Here is a 22,759-nt window from a genome sequence, read left to right as displayed (position 1 = left end):
GACTTGAACTTGCAGATCGTGACGGCAGGTAAGAAGATCTAAAACCGTCCACCATGTCTCCGAACATGTGTCTACCATGTCTCCGGTACATACACTCCCAGAGGGAGAGGGGGCCGACCGAGGTGTCCTGCGTCCAACTCCTACCTGAAAGATCTTGGTGATTATGGATTCGGAAAGTCTTTCAGGTCGATGCACCTCTGGCATATTCCCCAATCGGTCCCCTCTCCCTCCGGGAGAGGGCTAGGGTGAGGGCAGCAATCCCCCTGACACGCCACAAATCCGCCAAATCTGCGACAATCGCCCCCCTGCATAAACAGACGACCGAATTGCCTACCCGATGACCGACGAATCGCCCTCCATCGACAAACTGCTGAAAAACCTCGATCACGCCATGCTCGCCGACCGTCACCGGTTGCGCCGGCAGTTGCTTGAGCTGCGCAAGAAACCCGACGAGGCGAAACTGGCTCAGTGGGTGGCGCGCATGCAGGCGTCCTGTGATCAGGTGCTGGCGCGCAAGGCCAGCCTGCCGGTGATTCGTTACGACGACAGCCTGCCGATCGCGGCCAAACGTGACGAAATCAAAAAGGCCCTGGAACAGCATCAGGTGCTGATCATCGCCGGCGAAACCGGTTCGGGCAAAACCACCCAGTTGCCGAAGATCTGTCTGGAAATCGGTCGCGGCCAGCACGGTTTGATCGGCCACACCCAGCCGCGTCGAATCGCTGCGCGCAGTGTCGCCAGTCGCGTCGCCGAAGAACTCGGCACACCGCTCGGGTCGCTGGTCGGCTATCAGGTGCGATTCGAGGATCAGAGCGACGCCAACACCCTGATCAAGCTGATGACCGACGGCATACTGCTCGCGGAAACCCAGAACGACCGCTATCTGGAACGCTACGACACGATCATCGTCGACGAAGCCCACGAACGCAGCCTCAACATCGATTTCCTCCTCGGTTACCTGAAAACCCTGCTGCCGCGCCGTCCGGATCTGAAAGTCATCATCACCTCGGCGACCATTGATCTGGAGCGCTTTTCCAAGCACTTCGACGATGCGCCGATTGTCGAAGTCTCCGGCCGCACGTTCCCGGTGGAAACCTGGTATCGCCCGCTGACACTGGAGCAGGACGAGGAGGGCAACCGTGTCGAGGATGACCTGACCGTCGATCAGGCGATCCTCGCCACCCTCGACGAGATCGCCGCTTATGAGCGCAGCGAACGCCGCAGCCCCGGCGATGTGCTGGTGTTCCTGCCCGGCGAGCGCGAGATCCGCGATGCCGCCGACATGTTGCGCAAGGCGCAACTCAAACACACCGAAATCCTGCCGCTGTACGCGCGCCTGTCGCCGGCTGAGCAGCAGCGGATTTTCCAGTCGCACCCCGGTCGCCGCGTAGTCCTGGCGACCAACGTTGCCGAAACCTCGCTGACCGTGCCGGGCATCCGCTACGTGATCGACAGCGGCACCGCGCGCATCAGCCGCTACAGCTACCGCGCCAAGGTTCAACGCTTGCCGATCGAGGCGATTTCCCAGGCCAGCGCCAATCAGCGCAAGGGCCGTTGCGGCCGGGTCGAGCCGGGTATCTGCGTGCGCCTGTACAGCGAGGAAGACTTCCTCGGTCGCCCGGAATTTACCGATCCGGAAATCCTGCGCACCAACCTCGCCGCCGTTATCTTGCAGATGCTGCACCTGCGCCTTGGCGAAATCACCGCGTTCCCGTTCATCGAGCCGCCGGATGGCAAGGCGATCAGCGACGGGTTCAACCTGCTGCAGGAGCTTTCGGCAGTCGACCGCAACAGTCAGCTGACGCCGCTGGGTCGCCAATTGGCGCGCCTGCCGGTCGATCCGCGCATGGGCCGCATGCTGCTGGAAGCGGCGAAACTCGGCAGCCTGCAGGAAGTGCTGATCGTCGCCAGCGCCATGTCGATTCAGGACCCGCGCGAGCGTCCGCCGGAGCGTCAGCAAGCGGCCGATCAGGCCCACGCACAATGGAAAGACAGCGATTCCGACTTCGCCGGACTGGTCAATCTATGGCGCGGTTTTGAAGAGCAGCGCCAGGCGCTGACGGCCAGTCCGCTGCGCAACTGGTGCCGCAAGAACTTCCTCAATTACATGCGCTTGCGCGAATGGCGCGACTCGCATCGCCAGTTGAGCCTGATCTGCCGCGACCTGCAGTTGAGCCTGAACAAAGAGCCGGCCGACTATCCGAAACTGCACAAAGCGGTGCTGGTCGGCCTGCTCAGCCAGATCGGCCAGAAAACTGAAGACGGCGATTACCTCGGCGCACGGCAGCGACGCTTCTGGATTCATCCGTCGTCGGGTATCGGCAAAAAGCGCCCGCAATGGCTGATGGCCGCTGAACTGGTGGAAACCACCAAGCTCTATGCGCGCATGGTCGCCAAGATCGACGCCGACTGGATCGAACCGCTGGCCGGGCACCTGATCAAGAAAAACCACTTCGAACCGCACTGGGAAAAGAAGCGCGGTCAGGTGGTGGCTTTCGAGCAGATCACCTTGTTCGGCCTGATCGTCGTCGGCCGGCGCCCGGTGCATTACGGCCCGGTCGATCCTGTGGTGTCGCGCGAGCTGTTTATCCGCGAAGGCCTGGTGCGCGGCGAGATTCAGTCCCGAGCCAAATGCCTGAGCGCCAACCAGCAATTGCTCGAGCAGCTCGACGAACTGGAAGCCAAGGCGCGCCGCCGTGACATTCTTGCCGACGAAGAAACCCTCTACGCCTTCTACGATGCGCGTCTGCCGGCCGAGATCCACCAGACTGCGACCTTCGATAGCTGGTACAAGGTCAACAGCCAGAAAGACCCGCAACTGCTGATCATGCGCGAAGAGGACGTGCTGGCCCGCGAGGCCAGTGAAGTCACCGCACGCGATTACCCGGACACGCTGCACATCGGCGATCTGGAACTGGCGCTGGCCTATCACTTCGAACCCAATCACCCGCGCGACGGCGTGACCCTGCGAGTGCCGGCGCCGCTGTTGCCGATGCTGCCGCCGGAGCGCCTGGAGTGGCTGGTGCCGGGGCTGATCGAGGCCAAATGCATTGCGCTGGTGCGCAATCTGCCGAAAGCCCTGCGCAAGAACTTTGTGCCGGTGCCGGATTTCATCAAAGCCGCGTTGCAGCGCATGACCTTCGCCGAAGGTTCGCTGCCGCAAGCATTGGGTCGTGAACTGCTGCGCATGACCGGTGCGCGGGTCAGCGACGAGGCGTGGGCGGAAGCTGCGCAGCAGGTGGAAAGCCATCTGCGCATGAACCTGGAGATCGTCGATGGCCAAGGCAAGTTCCTCGGCGAAGGCCGCGATCTGGCCGAGCTGACCGCGCGCTTTGCCGAAGCCAGCCAGGCGGCACTGGCGGTGCCGCAGAGTGCCAAGAGTCAGCAGCCGGTGGAGGCGAAAGTCTTCGCGCCGGTGGCGCAAAAGACTCAGCAAAAGATTGCTGGCCTGTCGATGACGGTGTACCCGGCGCTGGTCGAGGAGGGCGGTACGGTCAAGGAAGGGCGCTTCTCGACGCCGGCCGAGGCCGAGTTCCAGCATCGGCGAGCCTTGCAGCGCTTGCTGATGCAGCAATTGGCCGAGCCGGCCAAATTCCTGCGCGGAAAGTTACCGGGGCAAACCGAGCTGGGCTTGCTCTATCGTGAGCTGGGCCGCGTCGATGCGCTGGTGGAAGACATTCTGCTGGCCAGTCTTGACAGCTGCATCCTGGACGGCGAAGACCCGTTGCCCCGTGACGGTGCCGGTCTGGCGGCACTGGCCGAGCGCAAACGCGGCAACTGGACCGAGCACGCCGAACGCGTGGCGCGCCTGACCCTGGAAATTCTCAAGCTCTGGCACGGTTTGCAAAAACGCTTCAAGGGCAAGATCGACCTCGCTCAAGCCGTGGCGCTGAATGACATCAAGCAGCAAATCGGCCATCTGGTCTATCCGGGGTTCGTCCGTGAAACGCCGATGCAGTGGCTCAAGGAGCTGCCGCGTTACCTGAAAGCAGTCGAACAGCGTTTCGACAAGCTTGCTGCGCAATTGCAGAAGGACCGGGTCTGGAGCAGCGAACTCGCCGGCCTCTGGGCGCAATACCAGGCCCGTGCGGCCAAGCATGCGCAGGAAGGCAAACGCGATCCGCAGCTTGAGTTGTACCGCTGGTGGCTGGAGGAATACCGCGTCTCGCTGTTCGCCCAGCAGTTGGGCACGAAAGTGCCGATCTCGGACAAGCGCCTGAGCAAGCAGTGGAGCCAGGTCGAGCCTTGATCTCGAGCCATGCGCAATCCCCTGTAGGAGTGAGCCTGCTCGCGATTGCGGTGTGTCAGTCACATTATCACTGGCAGACAGATCGCTATCGCGAGCAGGCTCACTCCTACAGGGGGAGCGGCGTTTAGCAGGAGAATGGCGCCAAAACCCTGGGTTTATGGCAAACTTCGCCACCATAAACGCCGGTTTCGCGACCCAGAGCCTTCGCTGTGTCGCGCCGCGGAATAAAACAATGCCAGGTTTGCGTCCCCCGGACGGCAATAGACCCTTTGTGTGTTGGTACGACGGTTCCAGCACTTTCTGCCTGAACAGATTAGAGAAACGAGCATGCATAACGTCGTCATCAGCGGCACCGGCCTGTACACCCCGGCCAACAGCATCTCCAACGAAGAGCTGGTGGAATCTTTCAACACCTACGTCGCCCGGTTCAATGCCGACAATGCCGAGGCCATCGCCAGCGGCGAAGTCCAGGCCCTGACCGAATCCAGCGCCGCGTTCATCGAAAAAGCCTCGGGCATCAAGAGCCGCTTCGTCATGGACAAGGACGGCATCCTTGATCCGCAACGCATGGCCCCGCGCCTGCCGGAGCGTTCCAACGACGAATGGTCGGTGCTCTGCCAGATGGCCGTGGGCGCGGCCGAGCAAGCCTTGCAGCGTGCCGGCAAGACCGCCGCCGATATCGACGGCGTGATCGTTGCCTGCTCCAACCTGCAACGCGCCTATCCGGCCATTGCCATCGAAGTCCAGGAAGCGCTGGGCATTCAGGGCTTCGGTTTCGACATGAACGTGGCCTGCTCCTCGGCGACCTTCGGCATTCAGGCGGCGGCCAACAGTGTGCAACTGGGCCAGGCGCGGGCGATTCTGATGGTCAACCCGGAAGTCTGCACCGGTCACCTCAACTTCCGCGACCGTGACAGCCACTTCATTTTCGGTGACGCCGCTACGGCCGTGATCATCGAGCGGGCCGATCTGGCCACGTCCAAATACCAGTTCGACGTGGTCAGCACCAAGCTGCTGACCAAGTTCTCCAACAACATCCGCAACAACTTTGGTTTCCTCAATCGTGCGGCTGAGGAAGGCATTGGCACGCGCGACAAGCTGTTCGTGCAGGAAGGCCGCAAGGTGTTCAAGGACGTTTGCCCGATGGTTGCCGAACTGGTCGGCGAGCATCTGCAGGAAAACCAGCTCAATGTCGCCGATGTGAAGCGCTTCTGGCTGCACCAGGCCAACCTGAGCATGAACCACCTGATCGTGCGCAAACTGCTCGGCCGCGAAGCCACCGAAGAGGAAGCGCCGGTTATTCTCGACACCTACGCCAACACCAGTTCGGCCGGTTCGGTGATTGCATTCCACAAATATCAGGACGACCTCGCCTCCGGCTCGCTGGCGGTGCTCAGTTCGTTCGGTGCAGGCTATTCGATCGGCAGCGTGATTCTGCGCAAGCGGTGAAATCGGTTTAATTTCCGCTTAATCGCGGCGACCTTTCCTACATCCGAATCGGTTCTAACGCTGTAATTTTTCCGCAGAGAGCGGCAGGTCCATCACCTGCCGCGTTCGTCTATGGAATCGGAACAAGGGGATGATGGATGGCGGCTGACGATACCCTTCTGCTCACGCGCCTGCTGGCCGGCGAGCAACAGGCATTCAAGGAACTGGTGACGACGTATCAGAGCGCCATGCGCGCCGTGGCTTATGCCATCGTCGGCCAGCGCCATGTCGAGGAGGTAGTGCAGGACGCCTGGCTGTCGGTGGTGCGCCATCTCGGGAGCTTCGAGGGGCGTTCCAGCCTCAAGACCTGGCTGCTGACCATCACCGCCAATTCGGCGAAAAGCCGCTACAAGCTCAATCGCCGCGAAGTGCTGATGGATGATTTGCCATCGCCTCACGGCAGCATCGACGACGATCGTTTTTCCTCGAGTGACGGCCATTGGCTGGTAGCGCCGTTCGCCTGGCATCAGGACACGCCCGAAGCGCTGCTCACCGAAGGCGAATTGCGTGACTGCCTGGAGCACACGCTGCTGAGCCTGTCGGAACTGCAGAGCAGCGTCTTGCTGTTGCGCGAGCGTCAGGGACTGGAGCTGGACGAAATCTGTAATCTTCTGGAGATCTCGCTCTCCAACGTGCGTGTGCTGCTGCATCGTGCGCGGCTGAAAGTCTTCGCGACCGTGGAGCATTTTGAGGAGACCGGAGAATGCTGACCTGTAAGGAACAAGTGGCGCGCTCCAGCGACTATCTCGATGACCAGTTGAGTTTTCGGGAAAAGCTGATGGTGCGCCATCACTTGATGTTCTGCCCCAACTGCCGGCGTTTCATGCGGCAGATGCGTTTGATGCAGGCGACACTGAAGGCGATGCCGGAGAAACCGGAACAGGGAGTGGATGCCCTGGCTGAACGTCTGGCGACGCAGAGGCGTGACGAGAATTCCTGAAAAAATCAGCCCGGTGTAGCGCCAGCGAACGGATGATGGGGATCGCTGAAGCGGCACCGGGCTGCAGGAAAACCAGCTTCGATCGACAAGCCGCAAGGGGAGCGGTGACTTGCAGCTTGTCGCTCGAAGCCTGGAGCTGTTTTCTTAGAACTTGGCTTCGGCGTCCAGTTGCAGCGTGTTGGCATCTGCATCGCGCTGACCGCGGCTGGCGAAGTCGGCCTTGGTCAGGAAGTAGGTCGCGCCGATGGCGAAGTTCTTGTCGATGTCGTAACCGACCTTGAACTTGTGACCACGCGAACCGGTAGTGCCGTTGGCGAAGTCGGAGTCGGTGAAGGCACCGACCACGGCGTTGCGCTGCACGTCGCGGTAGTTGTAGTCGAGGTTCAGGCCGAACACTTTCGATTTTGCGCCGAGCAACCAGGCGGTGTCCTGATCGGTCACGGCATCGTTGTTTTTCACGTACTGACCGTAGAAAGACAGTGGCATCGGCAGACCGCCGATGTCGACCTGGCTGAATCCTTCATACAGACGGAATTCGTTGTTGGCCGAGTTGCCGTTGACGGCCAGGGCGCACGGTGTCGAAGTACCGGTGCAACGGCTGTCGTCGTCGTTCTGGTAGGCGTAGACACTGCCACCCAAAGTCACTTTCAGGTTATCGGTGATGTTGAAGCGGCTGCCCAACTGGCCGGCGGTCAGACGCAGGTCGTGGCGGAACTGCACGCCGTCGCCGTCGACGTTGTCCTTGAGGTTGTAGTTACCCAGGCTGCCGAACAGCTCGGCGCTGCCGCCCAGTGGGTACTTGTAAGTGAGTGCCAGACCTTCCGGGTTGATATCGCTGTCCCAGATCACGTCGCCCATGCTCACCCACGGTTGCAGCATCTTGCCGCCGATGACGTGCAGGTTCTTGATCTGGTCAGGGTGGTAGTCGATGTAGCCGAGGTCGAGCCAGATCTGCTTCTTGTCGAAGTAGTTGTCCTGGTCCTGGTTGGTCGAACGCGCGTCGTCACCGCCGCCAGTGGCGATACGAATGCCGGTGTCGACCTGTGGGTTGATCTCGGTATAGGCGCCCAGACGGGCACGGATGCGCTGACGGTCCTTGTCGCGGCCGCCGTTGTTCGGTTCGCCGTCGATCTTGATGGTTTCCTGACGGACACGCACATCGCCTTTGAACTGGGTCTTGGCCGCCCAGGCCAGTTTCTGGTCGAAGGCGCTTTGTTCGTTGCTCTTCTTGGCGACAGCCGCGACTTGTTCGTTGGTCTCTTGCTGCGCCTGCTGGGCGATTTGCTGAGCCTTCTGATCCTTGGCCAGCTCCGTTTGCAGTTCGATGTACTGCGCCTGGGAAATCGAACCGTTGGCCTTGAGCATGTCGAGCAGTTTGGCGTCGACTGCGGCACTGGCCGGAACACTCATGGCCAGCAACAGGCCGCCACACAGGGCTGCCGCAGTTTTCGTGGAAGCAAGACGCATAGCAATCTCCGAAGATGAAAGGGATGGCTGAACCATCCTGGGCACAACCGACGTTGACGTCGGAAAACTGTGTCCGGGCTAGAACCCGGCGCTCTAAAAACAGGCGCCAGTATCGCGATCGTTTATGACAGAGCAGTGGCACGGTGATGGCAGGTTGATGACGATCGCGATGCGCCCTGAACTATCGGGCTAGAGCACTGTCGTCGCGATGGCGGGTGTGCAACCGTGCGCAATCGGCGATACTCGCCGGGCGCTGAAGTCTGTCTGGAGAGCTTGTCGATGCCGTTGCAATGCCTGCAAAACCTGTCGCAAATCGCCCCGGCGAGCTGGGACGCACTGGTGCCGGAAAACCAGCCGTTTCTGCGTCACGCTTTCCTCAGTGCGATGGAGGACAGCGGCAGCGTCGGCCCGCACAGCGGTTGGCAGCCCGAGCATTTGCTGCATGTTGAAGGGGATCGCCTGATCGCCGCGTTACCCGGTTATCGCAAGTGGCATTCCTACGGCGAATACGTTTTCGATCACGGCTGGGCCGACGCCTGTGCCCGTGCCGGCATCGAGTATTACCCCAAGTATCTCAGCGCCGTGCCGTTCAGCCCGGTCGGCGGTCCGCGGCTATTGGCGGCGAAGGTCGAAGACGGTTACGAACTGCTCAAGAGTTTGCCGGGCTATCTGGAGATCGAAGGGCTTTCCAGCGCGCACATCAATTTCACCGACCCGTTCACCGACGCGGCGATGGCCGCACAGCTTGGCTGGCTGCAGCGCATTGGCTGCCAGTATCACTGGCAGAATCGCGGCTACCGCGACTTCCAGGATTTCCTCGATGCGCTCAGTTCACGCAAGCGCAAACAGATGCGCAAGGAGCGTGAGCAAGTGGCGGAGCAGGGCTTCGAATTCGAGTGGCTGGAGGGGCGTGAGCTGGACGAGGCGCAATGGGATTTCGTCTACGCCTGCTACGCCAATACCTACGCGGTGCGGCGCCAGGCGCCGTACCTGACCCGTGAGTTTTTCAGTCTGCTCGCCGAGCGCATGCCCGAAGCGATTCGCGTGGTACTGGCCAAACAAGGTTCTCGGCCGGTGGCGATGGCCTTTAGTCTGGTCGGTGGCGACAGTTTCTACGGACGTTACTGGGGCTGCCTGGCCGAGTTCGATCGGCTGCATTTCGAGACGTGTTTCTATCAGGGCATGGACTATGCGATCGCCCACGGCTATCAGCGCTTTGATGCCGGTGCGCAGGGTGAACACAAGTTGATTCGCGGGTTCGAGCCGGTGATCACCCATTCGTGGCATTACTTGCGCCACCCGGGGTTGAAGGCGGCGGTGAAAGATTTCCTCCAGCAGGAACGGGCCGGCGTCCTTGCTTATGCCGAAGAAGCCCGCAGCGCCTTGCCCTACCGCCAGACCTAGAACCCTTGCAGGAGTGAGCCTGCTCGCGATGGCGGTGTGTCAGTCAATGTTATTGATGCTGACACTCCGCCATCGCGAGCAGGCTCACTCCTACAGGTCTTGTGGTGTTCGGCAGATTTAATCGATGCCGACAAAGCCTCCGGTCTGATGCGCCCACAGCCGCGCGTACAAGCCGCGATGGGCGAGCAATTCGGCGTGGGTACCACTTTCGGCGATCTTGCCGTTTTCCAGCACCACCAACCGGTCCATCCGCGCAATGGTCGAGAGGCGGTGGGCAATGGCGATCACGGTTTTGCCCTGCATCAAAGTTTCCAGACTTTCCTGAATCGCCGCTTCGACCTCTGAGTCCAGCGCCGAGGTGGCTTCGTCCATGATCAGGATCGGTGCGTCCTTGAGCAGCACCCGAGCGATGGCGATACGTTGCCGCTGGCCGCCGGACAGTTTCACCCCGCGTTCACCGACATGCGCGTCGAAGCCGGTACGGCCCTCGGCATCGGACAACAGCGGAATGAACTCATCGGCGCGAGCCTTGTGCACCGCTTCCCAGAGTTCGGCGTCGGTCGCATCGGGTTTGCCATAAAGCAAATTGTCGCGGATCGAACGGTGCAGCAAGGAGGTGTCCTGAGTGATCATGCCGATACGCTCGCGCAGGCTTTCCTGGCCGACTTCGGCGATGTTCTGGCCATCGATCAGAATCCGCCCGCCCTCGACGTCGTACAGGCGCAGCAGCAGGTTGACCAGCGTCGATTTACCAGCACCGGACGGGCCGATCAAACCGATCTTTTCCCCCGGTTTGATGTTCAGGTTGAGGTCGCCGATGATCCCGCGTTTTTTGCCGTAGTGAAAATCCACGTGCTCGAAACGCACTTCGCCACGGGCCACTTGCAACGGTTTGGCCTGCTCGTGATCGGTGACGCTGACCGGTTGCGAAATGGTGCGCAAACCGTCCTGGACCATGCCGATGTTTTCGAAGATCCCGGTGACCACCCACATGATCCAGCCGGACATGTTGACGATGCGGATCACCAGCCCGGTCGCCAGGGCAATCGCCCCGACCGTGATCAGCGACTGCGTCCACAGCCACAAGGCCAGCGCCGTGGTGCCGACGATCAGCAAGCCGTTCATGGTGGTGATCGTCACGTCCATGCTGGTCACCACACGGCCGGCCATTTGTGCTTTGACGGTCTGTTCTTCGATGGCCTCTTTGGCGTAGTGCTGTTCGAAGTTGGTGTGGGCGAACAGTTTCAGCGTGGCGATGTTGGTGTAGCCGTCGACGATGCGGCCCATCAGTTTCGAGCGCGCGTCGGAAGCTTCCACCGAGCGTTCTTTGACGCGGGGGACGAAGTAATACAGCGCGCCGATGTAGGCGACGATCCACGTCAGCAGCGGAATCATCAAGCGCCAGTCGGCCTCGGCGAACAGCACCAGCGAACTGATCGCATAGATCACCACGTGCCACAACGCGTCGACCGCCTGCACCGCCGAATCACGCAGCGAGTTGCCGGTCTGCATGATCCGCTGGGCGATGCGCCCGGCGAAGTCGTTCTGGAAGAAATTCAGGCTCTGCTTGAGCACGTAGCTGTGGTTCTGCCAGCGAATCATGCTGGTCATGCCGGGGCTCAGGGTCTGGTGCACCAGCAGGTCGTGGAGGGCGAAAAAGATCGGCCGCAGCACCAGGGCCACCACCAGCATCCACGTCAGTTCGAGGGCGTGGTCGCTGAAGAAATTCGGGTTGGGCGTGCCCTGCGCCAGATCGATGATGCGGCTCAGGTAACTGAACAGCGCCACTTCGATCAGCGAAGCAAACAGGCCGACGACCAGCAGGGCGGCGAAACTCGGCCAGACCTGCTTCAGATAATAGGTATAGAAAGGCCAGACGCGGTCTGGAGGAGACGCCGTCGGGGCGTCGCGGAAGATATCGATCAGTTGTTCGAAACGGCGATAGAGCATCAGATAATCGCCCGGAAAACGGGCTCTCCTTTTATCAGTGTGAGCGGCGCGGGATCAGGCCGTCGCCGCTCGTAATGCCCTGCAGCAATCAGTCGATGCGCTTGGCCGACTTGATGATCGCAGGGTCGACAGGCACGTTTTGCATGCCTTGTTTGGTAGTGGTTTGCGAGTTGACGATGATATCCACGACGTCCATGCCCTTGACCACTTTGGCGAACACCGCGTAACCGGCATCACGGCCCGGATCGAGGAACGCGTTGTCAGCCACATTGATGAAGAACTGGCTGGTGGCCGAATCCGGGTTGGAGGTGCGGGCCATCGACAGGGTGCCGCGAACGTTGTGCAGGCCGTTGCTGGCTTCGTTCTTGATCGGCGCCTTGGTGTCTTTTTGTTGCATCTGTTGAGTGAAGCCGCCGCCCTGTGCCATGAAGCCCGGGATCACGCGGTGGAAAATCGTGTTGGTGTAAAAGCCGCTGTCGACGTACTCAAGAAAGTTCTTGGTGCTGATCGGTGCCTTGACCGGGTCCAGTTCGATTTCGATCTGGCCGTTGGTGGTGTCGAGCAAAACATGGGGCGCCTTGGCTGGGGTGGCAGCCATCAGGTTGGCGGCAAACAGCACGGTACCAGCGGCGAGGGCGAGTTTTTTCAGCATGGGTCAGTGATCCTGAGATTGAATGTCGGCTGCGGCGAGAAACTCCAGCAGCGTGTGGTTGAAGCGTTCGGGTTGATCGAGCGGGGTGGCGTGGCGCGAGTCGGCGATCACCACCAGCCGCGCATTCGGTAGCAGTTTTACATAGGTTTCTTTCAGCGCCACAGGCGTGTAGTCGCGGTCGGCGCTGACGATGAGGGTTGGACAGGTCACCCGGGAAAGTCGTTCCTGAACCCCCCAACCCACAATCGCATCGAAGCTGGCGAGATAAGCACGTTTGTCGTTTGTTGCCCAGCGTTCGGCCATTTTTCGTCGCAGGTCGGCCTGTTCCGGCTTGGGAAAAAGCTTGCTGCCGAGGGCTTTGCCGATGGTCTCGAGGCTGAGCAGGCGCATCAGGCTCCAGCGCTTGAACCACTGCCAGTAATCGTCGCGGCTGCGCAGTTTGACCTGTGGTGCGCTGTTGACGATGGTCAGGCTTTTCAGTGCCTGCGGCTGATCGACGCCGAGCTGGAAGCCGATCATCCCGCCCATCGACAGGCCGACATAGTGCACCGGGCCGAGGTTCAGATATTCGATCAGCGCGAGCAGGTCGGCGCTGAAACCGGCGATGCTGTAACGCTCACGCGGCTTGTCCGAGCGGCCGTGACCGCGAATATCCGGGACGATCACCCGGTAATGCGCGGCCAGTGCCGGGATCTGCATCTCCCAGTCCAGCGTGCTCGAACCAAGCCCGTGGACCAGCAATAACGGGGCGCCGTGGCCATATTCTTCGTAGTGCAGGCTGCAACCATCGTGCTCGAAAAAGGCCATCGGTGAACTCCGTGTCAGGCTTGCTCGGGGGCGGCGAACGGGGCGTCCAGCGGCAAGGTATCGAAGGTGCGCAGCAGTTCGATAAGGATTTGCGTGGCCGGGCCCAAGGGTTTGTCCTTGTTCGAATACAGATAGAAGCTGGAATTGCGATTGCCGCCTCGGTCCAACGGTAGCAGTTTCAGCGAGCCATCCTTGAGTTCCCGCTCGATCATGTGCCGGGGCAGCCATGCAAAGCCCAGTCCGCTGCTGACAAACGTTGCGGCAGTGGCAAGGCTGCCGACCGTCCAGCGTTGTTCGGCGCCGAGCCAGCCGACATCGCGCGGCTGCTGGCGACCGGAGTCGCGGATCACCACTTGCATCTGGGTCTCCAGATCCTGAAAGCTCAGCTCGCGATTGAGCCGGTGCAACGGGTGATCAGGGTGGGCGACGGCGACGAACTCGACGTCACTTAATTCCGCACCCAGATAACCGGGAATGCTCAGACCGGTGATCGCCAGGTCGGCAACGCCTTCGAGCAGGACTTCCTCAACGCCCGACAATACTTCTTCGCGCAGACGCACCCGGCAGCCGCGGCTCTGCGGCATGAACGCGGTCAATGCCCGCACGATACGCGCGCTCGGGTACGCCGCGTCGACCACCAGCCGCACTTCGGCTTCCCAGCCTTGCTCCATGTGGTGGGCAAGGTCTTCGAGTTGGCTGGCCTGTTTCACCAGTTGCCGGGAACGGCGCAGCAGCACGCCGCCGGCTTCGGTGAGCACGGCTTTACGGCCGTCGATGCGCAGCAGCGGCACGCCGAGCTGGTCCTGCATGCGCGCCACGGTGTAGCTCACCGACGACTGCGAACGGTGCAAGACCTCAGCGGCCTGGGCGAATCCGCCGTGGTCGACCACGGCCTGCAACGTTCGCCATTGATCCAGTGTCACGCGGGGCGCTTTCATCAATAGCTCCTCTTGTCCTAAGCTGGCCGTTCCCCATGGAGAGCGGCGAATGAAAAAATTCTGTTGTGTGGTGCTGGCGTTGCTGCCGTTGACGGCTTTTGCTTATCCGATCGATGTGCAGAAAGACCTCAACGGCATGAAGATCGACTACGAGACCTTCGACACCGATAACGACATCGGCTCGATTCGGGTGGCCAACTACGGTGACGTCGATGCGACGTGTCGCGCGGTATTCAGCAACGGTCCGGAAGCGCCGCGCACGCGCAGTATCGACGTGCCGGCCGGCAAACATAAAAACGCCACGGCCAAGTTCACCCGCGAAATCATCAAGCTGCGCATCAAACTGACCTGCACCCCGAAATAACGGTAATCCCCTGTAGGAGTGAGCCTGCTCGCAATAGCGGGTGTGTCAGTTGCCGGTGATATCGGCTGATCCACCGCTATCGCGAGCAGGCTCACTCCTACAAGGGGTATGGGTTAGCTTATAAACGAATTTATCGATCGGTTACAGCGGATAATTGCGCTTTTTAATCGATTCAGCCCTGTTTAATGTTCACTCCATCGACCTACAACATATTCGGATGGAGGCTACACAGCATGTCCCGCGTTCTGATCATCGAAAGCAGCGCCCGTCAGCAAGACTCGGTTTCCCGTCAACTGACCCAGACCTTCATCGCTCAGTGGAAAGCCGCGCACCCGAACGATCAGATCACCGTGCGTGACCTCGCCGTTAACCCGGTGCCGCACCTGGACGCCAACCTGCTGGGCGGTTGGATGAAGCCTGCGCAACAACGTAACGAAATCGAACAAGCCTCGCTGGACCGCTCTAACGCCTTGACCGATGAGCTGCTGGCGGCCGACGTGCTGGTGATGGCGGCGCCGATGTACAACTTCGCCATTCCGAGCACGCTCAAGGCCTGGCTGGACCATGTGCTGCGCGCCGGGGTGACCTTCAAGTACACCGAAAGCGGTCCGCAAGGCCTGCTCAATGACAAGCGTGCCTTTGTCTTGACGGCACGTGGCGGGGTGTATGCCGGTGGCCCGGCGGATCATCAGGAACCGTATCTGCGTCAGGTCATGGGTTTCATCGGCATCCACGACGTGACGTTCATTCACGCCGAGGGCATGAACCTCGGTGGCGACTTCCAGGAGAAGGGCCTCAATCAGGCCAACGCCAAACTGTCCCAGGTCGCTTGATATGTTAATCGCCAGATAATCGCTGGATGGTCTAGTGACCTGGCGCAACCCCTTCAAGGCTTTACGCGCAACGAACCTCCCTTTGCACTTTTGCTCCTGAGTGCTGTAGCCCGATTGAACGCTTTAGCGAGATCGGGCTTTTTTTTGCCTGGGATTTGATGATCGACATAATTCCCCTTGTAGGAGTGAGCCTGCTCGCGATGACGGTGTGTCAGCCAATACAGATGCGCCTGAACGACCGCGATCGCGAGCAGGCTCACTCCTGCAGGGGATTTGTGTTGGTTGCAGAATCGAAAACCGCTATCGTCGCCGCCATTCGATTTCCGAGGCGAGCATGGGCTATCTACTTTTTGTCACGCTGATCCAAGCGTTTTCCTTCAGTCTGATCGGCGAATACCTGGCGGGGCATGTCGACAGTTATTTTGCGGTGCTGGTGCGCGTGGTGCTGGCCGGGCTGGTGTTCATTCCGTTGACGCGCTGGCGTTCGGTGGAGCCGGCGTTCATGCGCGGCATGCTGCTGATCGGCGCATTGCAGTTCGGTGTGACTTACGTCTGCCTGTACCTGAGCTTCCGTGTGCTGACCGTGCCGGAAGTCTTGCTGTTCACCATCCTGACGCCGCTGCATGTGACGTTGATCGAAGACGCGCTGAACCGCCGCTTTAATCCTTGGGCGTTGATTGCTGCGCTGGTGGCGGTGGGCGGGGCGGCGGTGATTCGCTTCGACAGCATCAGCCCGGATTTCTTCATGGGGTTCCTGCTGTTGCAACTGGCCAACTTCACTTACGCGGCGGGGCAGGTGCTGTACAAGCATCTGGTGGCGAAACACCCGAGCGATCTGCCGCATTACCGGCGCTTCGGCTACTTCTACCTCGGCGCACTCGCCGTGGTATTGCCGGCGTTTCTGCTGTTCGGTAAAGCCAATTTTCTGCCCGAAGCGCCACTGCAATGGGGCGTGTTGTTGTTTCTGGGGCTGGTGTCAACGGCGTTGGGTCTGTACTGGTGGAACAAGGGCGCGTGCATGGTCAACGGCGGCACGCTGGCGGTGATGAACAACCTGCATGTGCCGGTGGGGTTGTTGTTGAACCTGCTGATCTGGAATCAGCATGAGGAACTGGGGCGGTTGTTCCTTGGCGGGAGTGTGATTCTCGCCGCCGTTTGGATCAGCCGGTTGGGTATCCGCAAATCCCCGGCGACCGCATAACTCTTGATTCACATATAACCCTGTGGGAGCCAGCCTGCTGGCGATAGCGGAGTGTCAGTCATTATCGATGTGACTGACACACCTCAATCGCCAGCAGGCTGGCTCCCACATTCGTTTGTGAACTACATCAAATGCTTTTCAGGCTCGGGAATGCTCGCCGAACCCAACACCGCCGGCAACAACCCCGAACGCAAATCCCCACCACTCGGCTGCTGATACAGACTCAAGCCAAACTCCGGCAACACCGCCAGCAGGTAATCGAAAATGTCCCCCTGAATCCGCTCGTAATCGGCCCAAACGGTGGTGCGGGTGAAACAGTAGATTTCCAGCGGAATGCCCTGGGCGGTTGTCTGCATCTGCCGCACCATGCAGGTCATGTTCGGCTGAATCTCCGGGTGACTCTTCAAGTACGCCAGCGCATAGGCGCGGAAGGTGCCGATGTTGGTCATGCGCCGGCGGTTGGCCGACATCGCCGCGACGTTACCCTGCGCCTCATTCCAGGCCTTGAGTTCGGCTTTCTTGCGGCTCATGTAGTCGGTCAGCAGGTGCACTTGCGAGAGCTTTTCTTCTTCATCGTCACGGATGAAGCGCACGCCGCTGGCGTCGATGAACAGGCTGCGCTTGATCCGCCGCCCGCCCGATTGCTGCATGCCGCGCCAGTTCTTGAACGACTCGGACATCAACCGCCAGGTCGGGATCGAGACGATGGTCTTGTCGAAATTCTGCACCTTGACCGTGTGCAGAGTGATATCGACCACATCGCCGTCGGCGCCAACCTGCGGCATCTCGATCCAGTCGCCGACCCGCAGCATGTCGTTGCTGGTCAGTTGCACGCTGGCAACGAATGACAGCAGGGTGTCCTTGTAGACCAACAGAATCACCGCCGACATCGCACCCAGACCGGACAGCAGCAACAGCGGCGAGCGGTCGATCAGGGTGGCGACGATGATGATCGCGCCGAACACGTACAAGACCATTTTCGCCAGTTGCACGTAGCCCTTGATCGAGCGCGTACGTGCATGTTCGGTACGCGCATAGATGTCGAGCAGGGCATTGAGCAGGGCGCTGACCGCCAGCAGCAGGAACAGAATGGTGAACGCCAGCGCCACGTTGCCAAGGAAGTTCATCGCGTTTTTGCTCAGCTCGGGCACCAGGTGCAGGCCGAACTGAATCACCAGCGACGGCGTCATCTGCGCCAGACGCTGAAACACCTTGTTGTGACGAAAGTCGTTGATCCAGTGCAGCGCTGGCTGACGCCCGAGCATGCGGCTGGCGTGCAGGATCAGATAGCGCGCCACTCGTCCGAGGACAAGGGCGATAACCAGCAGCACCATCAGCGCCAGCCCTGATTGCAACAGCGGGTGCTGTTCCAGGGTGCCCCAGAGGTCCTGAGCTTTGAGCCAGAGCTGTTTGATATCCATAAGCGAAACGTTTCTTCTATAAGGCGCGAGGGGGGATTAGAGCATTTAAGACGCTGCGTATTACGATTGGAGACAACTCAGGCAACAAAAAAACCACTGATTGCGCCCGTTTGCACAAAGAAACTCGGCCTGAGCGCTCGAAACCGGTAACCTATGCAGCTGTTTTTTTGCATATCTTCGAGGTAGCACCCGTGTTTTCCCAATTCGCCCTGCACGAACGCCTGCTTAAAGCTGTGGCCGAGCTGAAATTTGTCGAGCCAACGCCTGTGCAAGCCGCGGCCATTCCGCTGGCGCTCCAGGGGCGTGATCTGCGGGTGACGGCGCAAACCGGTAGTGGCAAAACCGCCGCTTTCGTTCTGCCCATCCTCAATCGCCTGATCGGCCCGGCGAAGATTCGCGTCAGCATCAAGACGCTGATCCTGCTGCCAACCCGCGAACTGGCCCAGCAGACCTTGAAGGAAGTCGAACGCTTCTCGCAGTTCACCTTCATCAAATCCGGCCTGATCACCGGCGGCGAAGACTTCAAGGTCCAGGCGGCGATGCTGCGCAAAGTGCCGGACATCCTCATCGGCACTCCTGGCCGGATGATCGAGCAACTCAACGCCGGCAACCTCGACCTCAAGGAAGTCGAAGTGCTGGTGCTCGACGAAGCCGACCGCATGCTCGACATGGGTTTTGCCGAAGATGTGCAGCGTCTGGTCGATGAATGCCCGAACCGTCAGCAGACCATGCTGTTCTCCGCCACCACCGGCGGTTCCGGCCTGCGCGAGATGATCGGCAAGGTGCTGAACAACCCTGAGCACTTGCAGCTCAACGCGGTCAGCCAACTGAACTCGACCACCCGTCAGCAAATCATCACTGCTGACCACAATCAGCACAAAGAGCAGATTGTGAATTGGCTGCTGGCCAACGAGACCTACCAGAAAGCGATTGTTTTCACCAATACCCGCGCCATGGCCGACCGCATCTACGGCCGCCTGGTGGCGCAGGAATACAAGGCGTTCGTGCTGCACGGCGAAAAAGACCAGAAGGATCGCAAACTGGCGATCGATCGCCTGAAGCAGGGCGGCGTGAAGATTCTGGTGGCGACCGATGTTGCGGCCCGTGGTCTGGACGTTGATGGTCTGGATCTGGTGATCAACTTCGACATGCCACGCAGCGGCGATGAATACGTGCACCGCATTGGTCGTACTGGGCGTGCCGGTAACGACGGTCTGGCGATCTCGCTGATCTGCCATGGCGACTGGAACCTGATGTCGAGCATCGAGCGCTATCTGAAGCAGAGCTTCGAGCGCCGCACCATCAAGGAAGTCAAAGGCACCTACAGCGGGCCGAAAAAGGTCAAGGCCTCGGGCAAGGCTGTTGGCGTGAAAAAGAAAAAGACTGACGCCAAGGGCGACAAGAAGAAAACCGCGGCCAAGACGCCGACCAAGCGCAAGAGCGCCAACCGGCCAAAACCGGATTCACTGGTGAGCAGCGACGGCATGGCCCCGCTCAAGCGCCGCAAACCGGCCGAGCCTGCGGCTGAGTAAGCGTTTAATACGCGCACAAAAAAACCGGACGATGTCCGGTTTTTTTATGTCTTCAGCTATCAGCTTTTTTCTCTGCCGAGCCCAGTTCTTTCAGACGCTGGTCGATCAACTGGCATTTGTCGGGCAGATCGGCGCTCGCCGTGCCCAGGTCCATTTTCTGCAACTCAGCGTTGATCTCCTTGGCTTTTTCCGGGTTCTGCTCGGTCAGTTTCGAGACTTCCTTCGCCAGTTGTTCACGTTTGATCGTCGCTTCTTCCGGCGTGCAAGCCCAGACGGGCAGGGCGCAGACGAGCGTAGCGGCGAGGATGAGCTTGATCAGAGTTTTCATCGGGGCAGGCCTCAGTTCCGGTTAAGGCGGGTTACGCGGTTGAGGGCGAGACGCAGGGAAAAGTTCATCCCGAATTCGTCTCAACTGCCGTGGCTGCAACCGGAGCGGATAGCTTCTTCATACCGATCATGATGCCGCACCCATTCCATGATCTCGTCTTCATTGCGGCCCTTGGGCGTGAGGTCAAGGTAGTGATAGGCGCCGACCAGCATGTCCAGGCCTCGTGCATAGGTTGAGTAGGTGTGGAAAATCTCGCCTTGGTCGTTGCGATAAAACACGCTTAACCCGGGCATTTCTTCCTCGGCGCTGTCGGTTTTCTCGTAGTTATAGGTAGCCGTTCCTGCTGCGACGTCGGCCACGCGTGCACATACGTCGAAGTCATAATTGAAGTCGCAACCCTCTGACGACACCCAGTCGAATTTCCAGCCCATGCGTTTCTTGAAATCCTGAAACTCGCTGAACGGTGCGTGAGACACGGCCACCACGGCGACATCGTGATGGGCCAGATGCTGGTTGGCGCCGTCAATGTGGTCGCTGAGAAACGAGCAACCCTGACAGCCTTCCTGCCAGCCCTTGGCGAACATGAAGTGATAGATGATCAGCTGGCTGTGCTTGCCGAACAGGTCGGTGAGCTTCAGTTCGCCGTTCGGGCCCTGGAAGTGGTAATCCTTGTCGACCTTGACCCAGGGCAAGGCGCGGCGTTCGGCGCTGAGACGGTCGCGTTCGCGGGTGAAGGCTTTTTCTTGGGCCAGGTGTTGCTGGCGCGCGGCGAGCCATTCTTCGCGCGATACCACCGGATGGTTTTCGACGTTCATGACGATGTCTCCTGCGGGGTTGAACCGGCTGTTTAAGACTAGTCGTTCAACCGCCGGGCAAATCGACAGACCGCCGGTCGGTCAGTGCCGGAAACGCGGCTGAACGGCTGTGCGCCGCTCCGGTCACAACCTGAGAACGCACCATTACCGATGCGCACCGGAGGTTGAATCAGGATGACCACATACAATTGGGATTTGATTGAACGCTTGCTGCATGAAGTTCAGAACAGCGCCGGACACAGTTTCACGCCGCGCCCCTATGCCGAGGAGCACGCCGCGAATATGGCGGCGTCGGGTGAGCCGGTGGAAAACCTGGATCATCTGAAAACGCAGGCGTGCCAATACGAGAAATTGCTGCTGGAACGCGGTTTCATCGAGCCACGGCCAGAGGACGAGGGTGGCAACGGCGAAAACTTCGTCCTGACCCCGCGCGGTGCGAGCCTGCTGAGCCTGATCGACAGCAGCATTCCGGGCAATGACCATCCGCGTCAGGTGCTGGATGAGCAGGAGGATGCGCTGGATGAGTTGACGTTTGATGAAGTGGCGTCCAAGGCCCAGATTGCCTGAAGCCAACACCTGAACCTGTAGGAGTGAGCCTGCTCGCGATAGCGGTCGATCAGTCACATCACTGATGACTGAACCACCGCTATCGCGAGCAGGCTCACTCCTACAGGGGATCTCGATTTTCTCAGGGTTTCTTTGCGCCCTTCAGGCACTTCAGGTCGTTGAAATCCTTACGCACGCCCTCGATCTTTTTCAACAAGCGTTCACGCTGCTGCGGCGTGCTGTCGGCCATCAGGTCCACTGCCAGCGCGCGGCCCTGTGCTTCGGTGTTGGCGTAGGCCTTGCGGTAGTCCGCCGTCCATAAACGCTCACGGTTGACCAGCAGCGTCTCGATGCGTTGGGCGAACTCAGGGCTCTGGCGCTGTGCCACGGCGGCGCTGAATTGCTGCTGCCAATGGGCGCGGTTGGCGATCCATTGGGTGTTCTGATCGCCTAGCGCCGCGGACCACTGCGCCACCCGTTGTTTTTGCCTGTCGCTGAGTGGGCCGAGCCAGTCGCCGAGGCGTTTTTCCATACGCTCGCCGCGTTCCTTGATCTGTTGCGCCACCGGCGGCTCGACGTATTCCTTCTGGCGCTTGCGCAAGTCCTTGGCGAAGGCGTCGTTCATTTCCGCTACCTGTTTGTCATCCAGACCCTGCAGCAGCTCAATGGCCGACGGCGTGATTTCCCGAGCAGTCTGGGCGATCGCCTGTTTGGCTTCGGCGGTGCGTTCCTGCAGGGCAGCGTCGGTGACCTGATTGCTTTCGACCATGCTTTGCAGGCGATCGAGCCAATCCAGATAACCGGGCAATTGCGTGGTGCAGTGCCAGCTCAAATGTTCCCTGAGCCGTTCGTTGAACCAGTCTTTCTGCTCGCCGTTCATGTCCAGGTAATCGCCGAGCGTCCATGGAATGATCACGTCGAGATTGCGGTAGGCCAGGCCGACACGGCTACAGGCGCCGAGGGCGAGGGTGAAGATCAATAAAGCGGCGATGTGTTTGAACCAGCGAGACATGGGCAAATCCTTGCGAGAGCCTGGCGTCGGAAATCTGATTCTTATGTGATGCGGGATGCGCGCGGCAGTTCAGCCGATCAATAGAACGCGCGTGCGGCTTTCAGGGTGACGAGGCCATCGCACTGGCTGTTGTGCCCGGAATAGGCCGAGCAATCGTCGCCGCTGAGGCTGGAATTGCTGTAGATCAGGTCGAGGTCGACGCCCATGAACGGCCGCGACAACTTCACCGACCAATCGGTGAAACTGCTGACGTACCCGCCGTCCACCGCCACCGGCGTGTTCAGCTGGTGCGTGGTGTATTTCATGCTGACGCCGATGCCGAACGGCTGATTGCCGCCGAGGTCGGCAAACAGGGTGTTGTTCTGTTTGTCCGGGTCGTTGCTGAGGGCCACGCCGAAACGGCTGCCGAGCAGGGTCAGGCCGCCAAACAGTTCCTGACTGTCGAGGGTATCCACGCTGGGATAGCTGTAGTGGATCATGCCGACTTCGTAGCCGAGGACCTGATCGAAAGGCTGCTTGAAGCCTACGTAGGAGTCGATTTCCAGATCCTTGCCCGGCGTCAGGCCCATGCTCGGTGCGTACTGGCCGACGTACAGGCCGCTGTCATGGCTCAGATCGAGGCCGCCGTGGAACGAGCCGACCGCCGCCGGTTTGACCAGACCCTGGGCCATGCTGCGGCTCGGGGTGGTGCCGAGCTTGAGGTCGAAGTCGCCCAGTTCACGCTGAAATACCTGCGCAAACGCGGACGCGCTGGCGCAAAGGCTGACGAGCAATAAACAGGAAGATGGGCGCATGCGTCACTCCATGAACCG

Annotated in this window: 20 protein-coding genes; 10 read left to right on the top strand and 10 right to left on the bottom strand. The window is 60.1% G+C overall.

Annotation, left to right across the window (positions count from 1 at the left end; genetic code table 11):
- The first annotated feature begins 337 nt into the window (after positions 1-337).
- The 4 genes from hrpA (at position 338) to ACYYKW_RS21150 (ending at position 6,677) form a co-directional block, all read left to right on the top strand.
- Positions 338-4,249: an ATP-dependent RNA helicase HrpA gene (hrpA, locus tag ACYYKW_RS21165; protein ID WP_464991059.1), complete on the top strand. Its 3,912-nt coding sequence runs from the start codon at positions 338-340 to the stop codon at positions 4,247-4,249.
- 327 nt (positions 4,250-4,576) lie between these two features.
- Entirely contained in the window at positions 4,577-5,698 is a 1,122-nt protein-coding gene (locus tag ACYYKW_RS21160; RefSeq protein ID WP_336355113.1) for a beta-ketoacyl-ACP synthase III, read from the top strand.
- 137 nt (positions 5,699-5,835) lie between these two features.
- On the top strand, positions 5,836-6,447 hold the full coding sequence (locus ACYYKW_RS21155; protein WP_336355114.1) for an RNA polymerase sigma factor: 612 nt from the start codon (positions 5,836-5,838) through the stop codon (positions 6,445-6,447).
- On the top strand, positions 6,441-6,677 hold the full coding sequence (locus ACYYKW_RS21150) for an anti-sigma factor family protein (RefSeq protein WP_090282255.1): 237 nt from the start codon (positions 6,441-6,443) through the stop codon (positions 6,675-6,677). Before ACYYKW_RS21155 ends, ACYYKW_RS21150 begins: the two co-directional genes overlap by 7 nt.
- Before the next feature lie 144 nt (positions 6,678-6,821).
- Here ACYYKW_RS21150 and ACYYKW_RS21145 read toward each other — a convergent pair whose 3' ends face one another.
- Positions 6,822-8,144, bottom strand: a complete 1,323-nt coding sequence (locus ACYYKW_RS21145) for a putative porin (RefSeq protein ID WP_093103685.1) — start codon at positions 8,142-8,144, stop codon at positions 6,822-6,824.
- 279 nt (positions 8,145-8,423) lie between these two features.
- Here ACYYKW_RS21145 and ACYYKW_RS21140 point away from each other — a divergent pair, with 279 nt between their 5' ends.
- Entirely contained in the window at positions 8,424-9,548 is a 1,125-nt protein-coding gene (locus ACYYKW_RS21140; RefSeq protein ID WP_464991058.1) for a GNAT family N-acetyltransferase, read from the top strand.
- A gap of 117 nt (positions 9,549-9,665) precedes the next feature.
- On the opposite strand, the gene ACYYKW_RS21135 is transcribed toward ACYYKW_RS21140, so the two are convergent.
- From ACYYKW_RS21135 to ACYYKW_RS21120, 4 genes are all read right to left on the bottom strand, one after another.
- Positions 9,666-11,498, bottom strand: a complete 1,833-nt coding sequence (locus tag ACYYKW_RS21135) for an ABC transporter ATP-binding protein (protein ID WP_203421141.1) — start codon at positions 11,496-11,498, stop codon at positions 9,666-9,668.
- 88 nt (positions 11,499-11,586) lie between these two features.
- Complete coding sequence (locus ACYYKW_RS21130) at positions 11,587-12,150, bottom strand: peptidylprolyl isomerase (protein WP_464991057.1); 564 nt, start codon at positions 12,148-12,150, stop codon at positions 11,587-11,589.
- A 3-nt stretch (positions 12,151-12,153) separates the two neighbouring features.
- On the bottom strand, positions 12,154-12,957 hold the full coding sequence (locus tag ACYYKW_RS21125) for an alpha/beta fold hydrolase (protein ID WP_464991056.1): 804 nt from the start codon (positions 12,955-12,957) through the stop codon (positions 12,154-12,156).
- Between the two features lie 14 nt (positions 12,958-12,971).
- Positions 12,972-13,895, bottom strand: a complete 924-nt coding sequence (locus ACYYKW_RS21120) for a LysR family transcriptional regulator (RefSeq protein ID WP_090282261.1) — start codon at positions 13,893-13,895, stop codon at positions 12,972-12,974.
- A 49-nt stretch (positions 13,896-13,944) separates the two neighbouring features.
- On the opposite strand from ACYYKW_RS21120, the gene ACYYKW_RS21115 reads away from it, so the two are divergent.
- The 3 genes from ACYYKW_RS21115 (at position 13,945) to ACYYKW_RS21105 (ending at position 16,293) form a co-directional block, all read left to right on the top strand.
- Positions 13,945-14,259, top strand: coding sequence for a 3-phosphoglycerate kinase (locus ACYYKW_RS21115; RefSeq protein WP_083353346.1), 315 nt, complete (start codon positions 13,945-13,947; stop codon positions 14,257-14,259).
- 233 nt (positions 14,260-14,492) lie between these two features.
- Positions 14,493-15,092, top strand: a complete 600-nt coding sequence (locus ACYYKW_RS21110; RefSeq protein WP_090282262.1) for an FMN-dependent NADH-azoreductase — start codon at positions 14,493-14,495, stop codon at positions 15,090-15,092.
- A gap of 334 nt (positions 15,093-15,426) precedes the next feature.
- Positions 15,427-16,293, top strand: a complete 867-nt coding sequence (locus tag ACYYKW_RS21105; RefSeq protein ID WP_336355120.1) for a carboxylate/amino acid/amine transporter — start codon at positions 15,427-15,429, stop codon at positions 16,291-16,293.
- Positions 16,294-16,415: 122 nt separating this feature from the next.
- On the opposite strand, the gene ACYYKW_RS21100 is transcribed toward ACYYKW_RS21105, so the two are convergent.
- Positions 16,416-17,714, bottom strand: coding sequence for a mechanosensitive ion channel family protein (locus ACYYKW_RS21100; protein WP_464991055.1), 1,299 nt, complete (start codon positions 17,712-17,714; stop codon positions 16,416-16,418).
- Between the two features lie 191 nt (positions 17,715-17,905).
- Between ACYYKW_RS21100 and ACYYKW_RS21095 the strand changes: the two genes are divergently transcribed.
- Complete coding sequence (locus ACYYKW_RS21095) at positions 17,906-19,246, top strand: DEAD/DEAH box helicase (protein ID WP_093103662.1); 1,341 nt, start codon at positions 17,906-17,908, stop codon at positions 19,244-19,246.
- Positions 19,247-19,298: 52 nt separating this feature from the next.
- Here the strand turns inward: ACYYKW_RS21095 and ACYYKW_RS21090 are convergent, their stop codons facing one another.
- Positions 19,299-19,574 (bottom strand): hypothetical protein, encoded by a 276-nt coding sequence (locus ACYYKW_RS21090; protein WP_464991054.1) that lies wholly within the window; start codon positions 19,572-19,574, stop codon positions 19,299-19,301.
- Between the two features lie 80 nt (positions 19,575-19,654).
- Positions 19,655-20,389 carry a DUF899 domain-containing protein gene (locus tag ACYYKW_RS21085; protein WP_336355123.1) on the bottom strand — a complete coding sequence of 245 codons (735 nt, stop codon included), beginning with the start codon at positions 20,387-20,389 and terminating at the stop codon, positions 19,655-19,657.
- A gap of 174 nt (positions 20,390-20,563) precedes the next feature.
- Between ACYYKW_RS21085 and ACYYKW_RS21080 the strand changes: the two genes are divergently transcribed.
- Positions 20,564-20,956, top strand: coding sequence for a transcriptional regulator (locus ACYYKW_RS21080; RefSeq protein WP_090282272.1), 393 nt, complete (start codon positions 20,564-20,566; stop codon positions 20,954-20,956).
- 121 nt (positions 20,957-21,077) lie between these two features.
- Here the strand turns inward: ACYYKW_RS21080 and ACYYKW_RS21075 are convergent, their stop codons facing one another.
- Both ACYYKW_RS21075 and ACYYKW_RS21070 read right to left on the bottom strand, forming a co-directional pair.
- The gene (locus ACYYKW_RS21075) at positions 21,078-21,947 is read right to left on the bottom strand and encodes a DUF6279 family lipoprotein (protein WP_464991053.1); all 870 of its coding nucleotides are present in this window, start codon (positions 21,945-21,947) and stop codon (positions 21,078-21,080) included.
- A 77-nt stretch (positions 21,948-22,024) separates the two neighbouring features.
- Entirely contained in the window at positions 22,025-22,741 is a 717-nt protein-coding gene (locus ACYYKW_RS21070) for a TorF family putative porin (protein ID WP_093103651.1), read from the bottom strand.
- Between the last annotated feature and the right edge of the window lie 18 nt (positions 22,742-22,759).

It is taken from the genome of Pseudomonas sp. 15C (genome assembly GCF_055484735.1).
The sequence above is the reverse complement of the archived record's forward strand: the minus strand, read 5'-3'. Positions and strand labels throughout refer to the sequence as shown.

Coding starts and splice junctions, on each gene's coding strand:
- hrpA (WP_464991059.1), top strand. CDS start 338: ATGACCGACGAATCGCCCTCCATCGACAAACTGCTGAAAAACCTCGAT.
- ACYYKW_RS21160 (WP_336355113.1), top strand. CDS start 4,577: ATGCATAACGTCGTCATCAGCGGCACCGGCCTGTACACCCCGGCCAAC.
- ACYYKW_RS21155 (WP_336355114.1), top strand. CDS start 5,836: ATGGCGGCTGACGATACCCTTCTGCTCACGCGCCTGCTGGCCGGCGAG.
- ACYYKW_RS21150 (WP_090282255.1), top strand. CDS start 6,441: ATGCTGACCTGTAAGGAACAAGTGGCGCGCTCCAGCGACTATCTCGAT.
- ACYYKW_RS21145 (WP_093103685.1), bottom strand. CDS start 8,144: ATGCGTCTTGCTTCCACGAAAACTGCGGCAGCCCTGTGTGGCGGCCTG.
- ACYYKW_RS21140 (WP_464991058.1), top strand. CDS start 8,424: ATGCCGTTGCAATGCCTGCAAAACCTGTCGCAAATCGCCCCGGCGAGC.
- ACYYKW_RS21135 (WP_203421141.1), bottom strand. CDS start 11,498: ATGCTCTATCGCCGTTTCGAACAACTGATCGATATCTTCCGCGACGCC.
- ACYYKW_RS21130 (WP_464991057.1), bottom strand. CDS start 12,150: ATGCTGAAAAAACTCGCCCTCGCCGCTGGTACCGTGCTGTTTGCCGCC.
- ACYYKW_RS21125 (WP_464991056.1), bottom strand. CDS start 12,957: ATGGCCTTTTTCGAGCACGATGGTTGCAGCCTGCACTACGAAGAATAT.
- ACYYKW_RS21120 (WP_090282261.1), bottom strand. CDS start 13,895: ATGAAAGCGCCCCGCGTGACACTGGATCAATGGCGAACGTTGCAGGCC.
- ACYYKW_RS21115 (WP_083353346.1), top strand. CDS start 13,945: ATGAAAAAATTCTGTTGTGTGGTGCTGGCGTTGCTGCCGTTGACGGCT.
- ACYYKW_RS21110 (WP_090282262.1), top strand. CDS start 14,493: ATGTCCCGCGTTCTGATCATCGAAAGCAGCGCCCGTCAGCAAGACTCG.
- ACYYKW_RS21105 (WP_336355120.1), top strand. CDS start 15,427: ATGGGCTATCTACTTTTTGTCACGCTGATCCAAGCGTTTTCCTTCAGT.
- ACYYKW_RS21100 (WP_464991055.1), bottom strand. CDS start 17,714: ATGGATATCAAACAGCTCTGGCTCAAAGCTCAGGACCTCTGGGGCACC.
- ACYYKW_RS21090 (WP_464991054.1), bottom strand. CDS start 19,574: ATGAAAACTCTGATCAAGCTCATCCTCGCCGCTACGCTCGTCTGCGCC.
- ACYYKW_RS21085 (WP_336355123.1), bottom strand. CDS start 20,389: ATGAACGTCGAAAACCATCCGGTGGTATCGCGCGAAGAATGGCTCGCC.
- ACYYKW_RS21080 (WP_090282272.1), top strand. CDS start 20,564: ATGACCACATACAATTGGGATTTGATTGAACGCTTGCTGCATGAAGTT.
- ACYYKW_RS21075 (WP_464991053.1), bottom strand. CDS start 21,947: ATGTCTCGCTGGTTCAAACACATCGCCGCTTTATTGATCTTCACCCTC.
- ACYYKW_RS21070 (WP_093103651.1), bottom strand. CDS start 22,741: ATGCGCCCATCTTCCTGTTTATTGCTCGTCAGCCTTTGCGCCAGCGCG.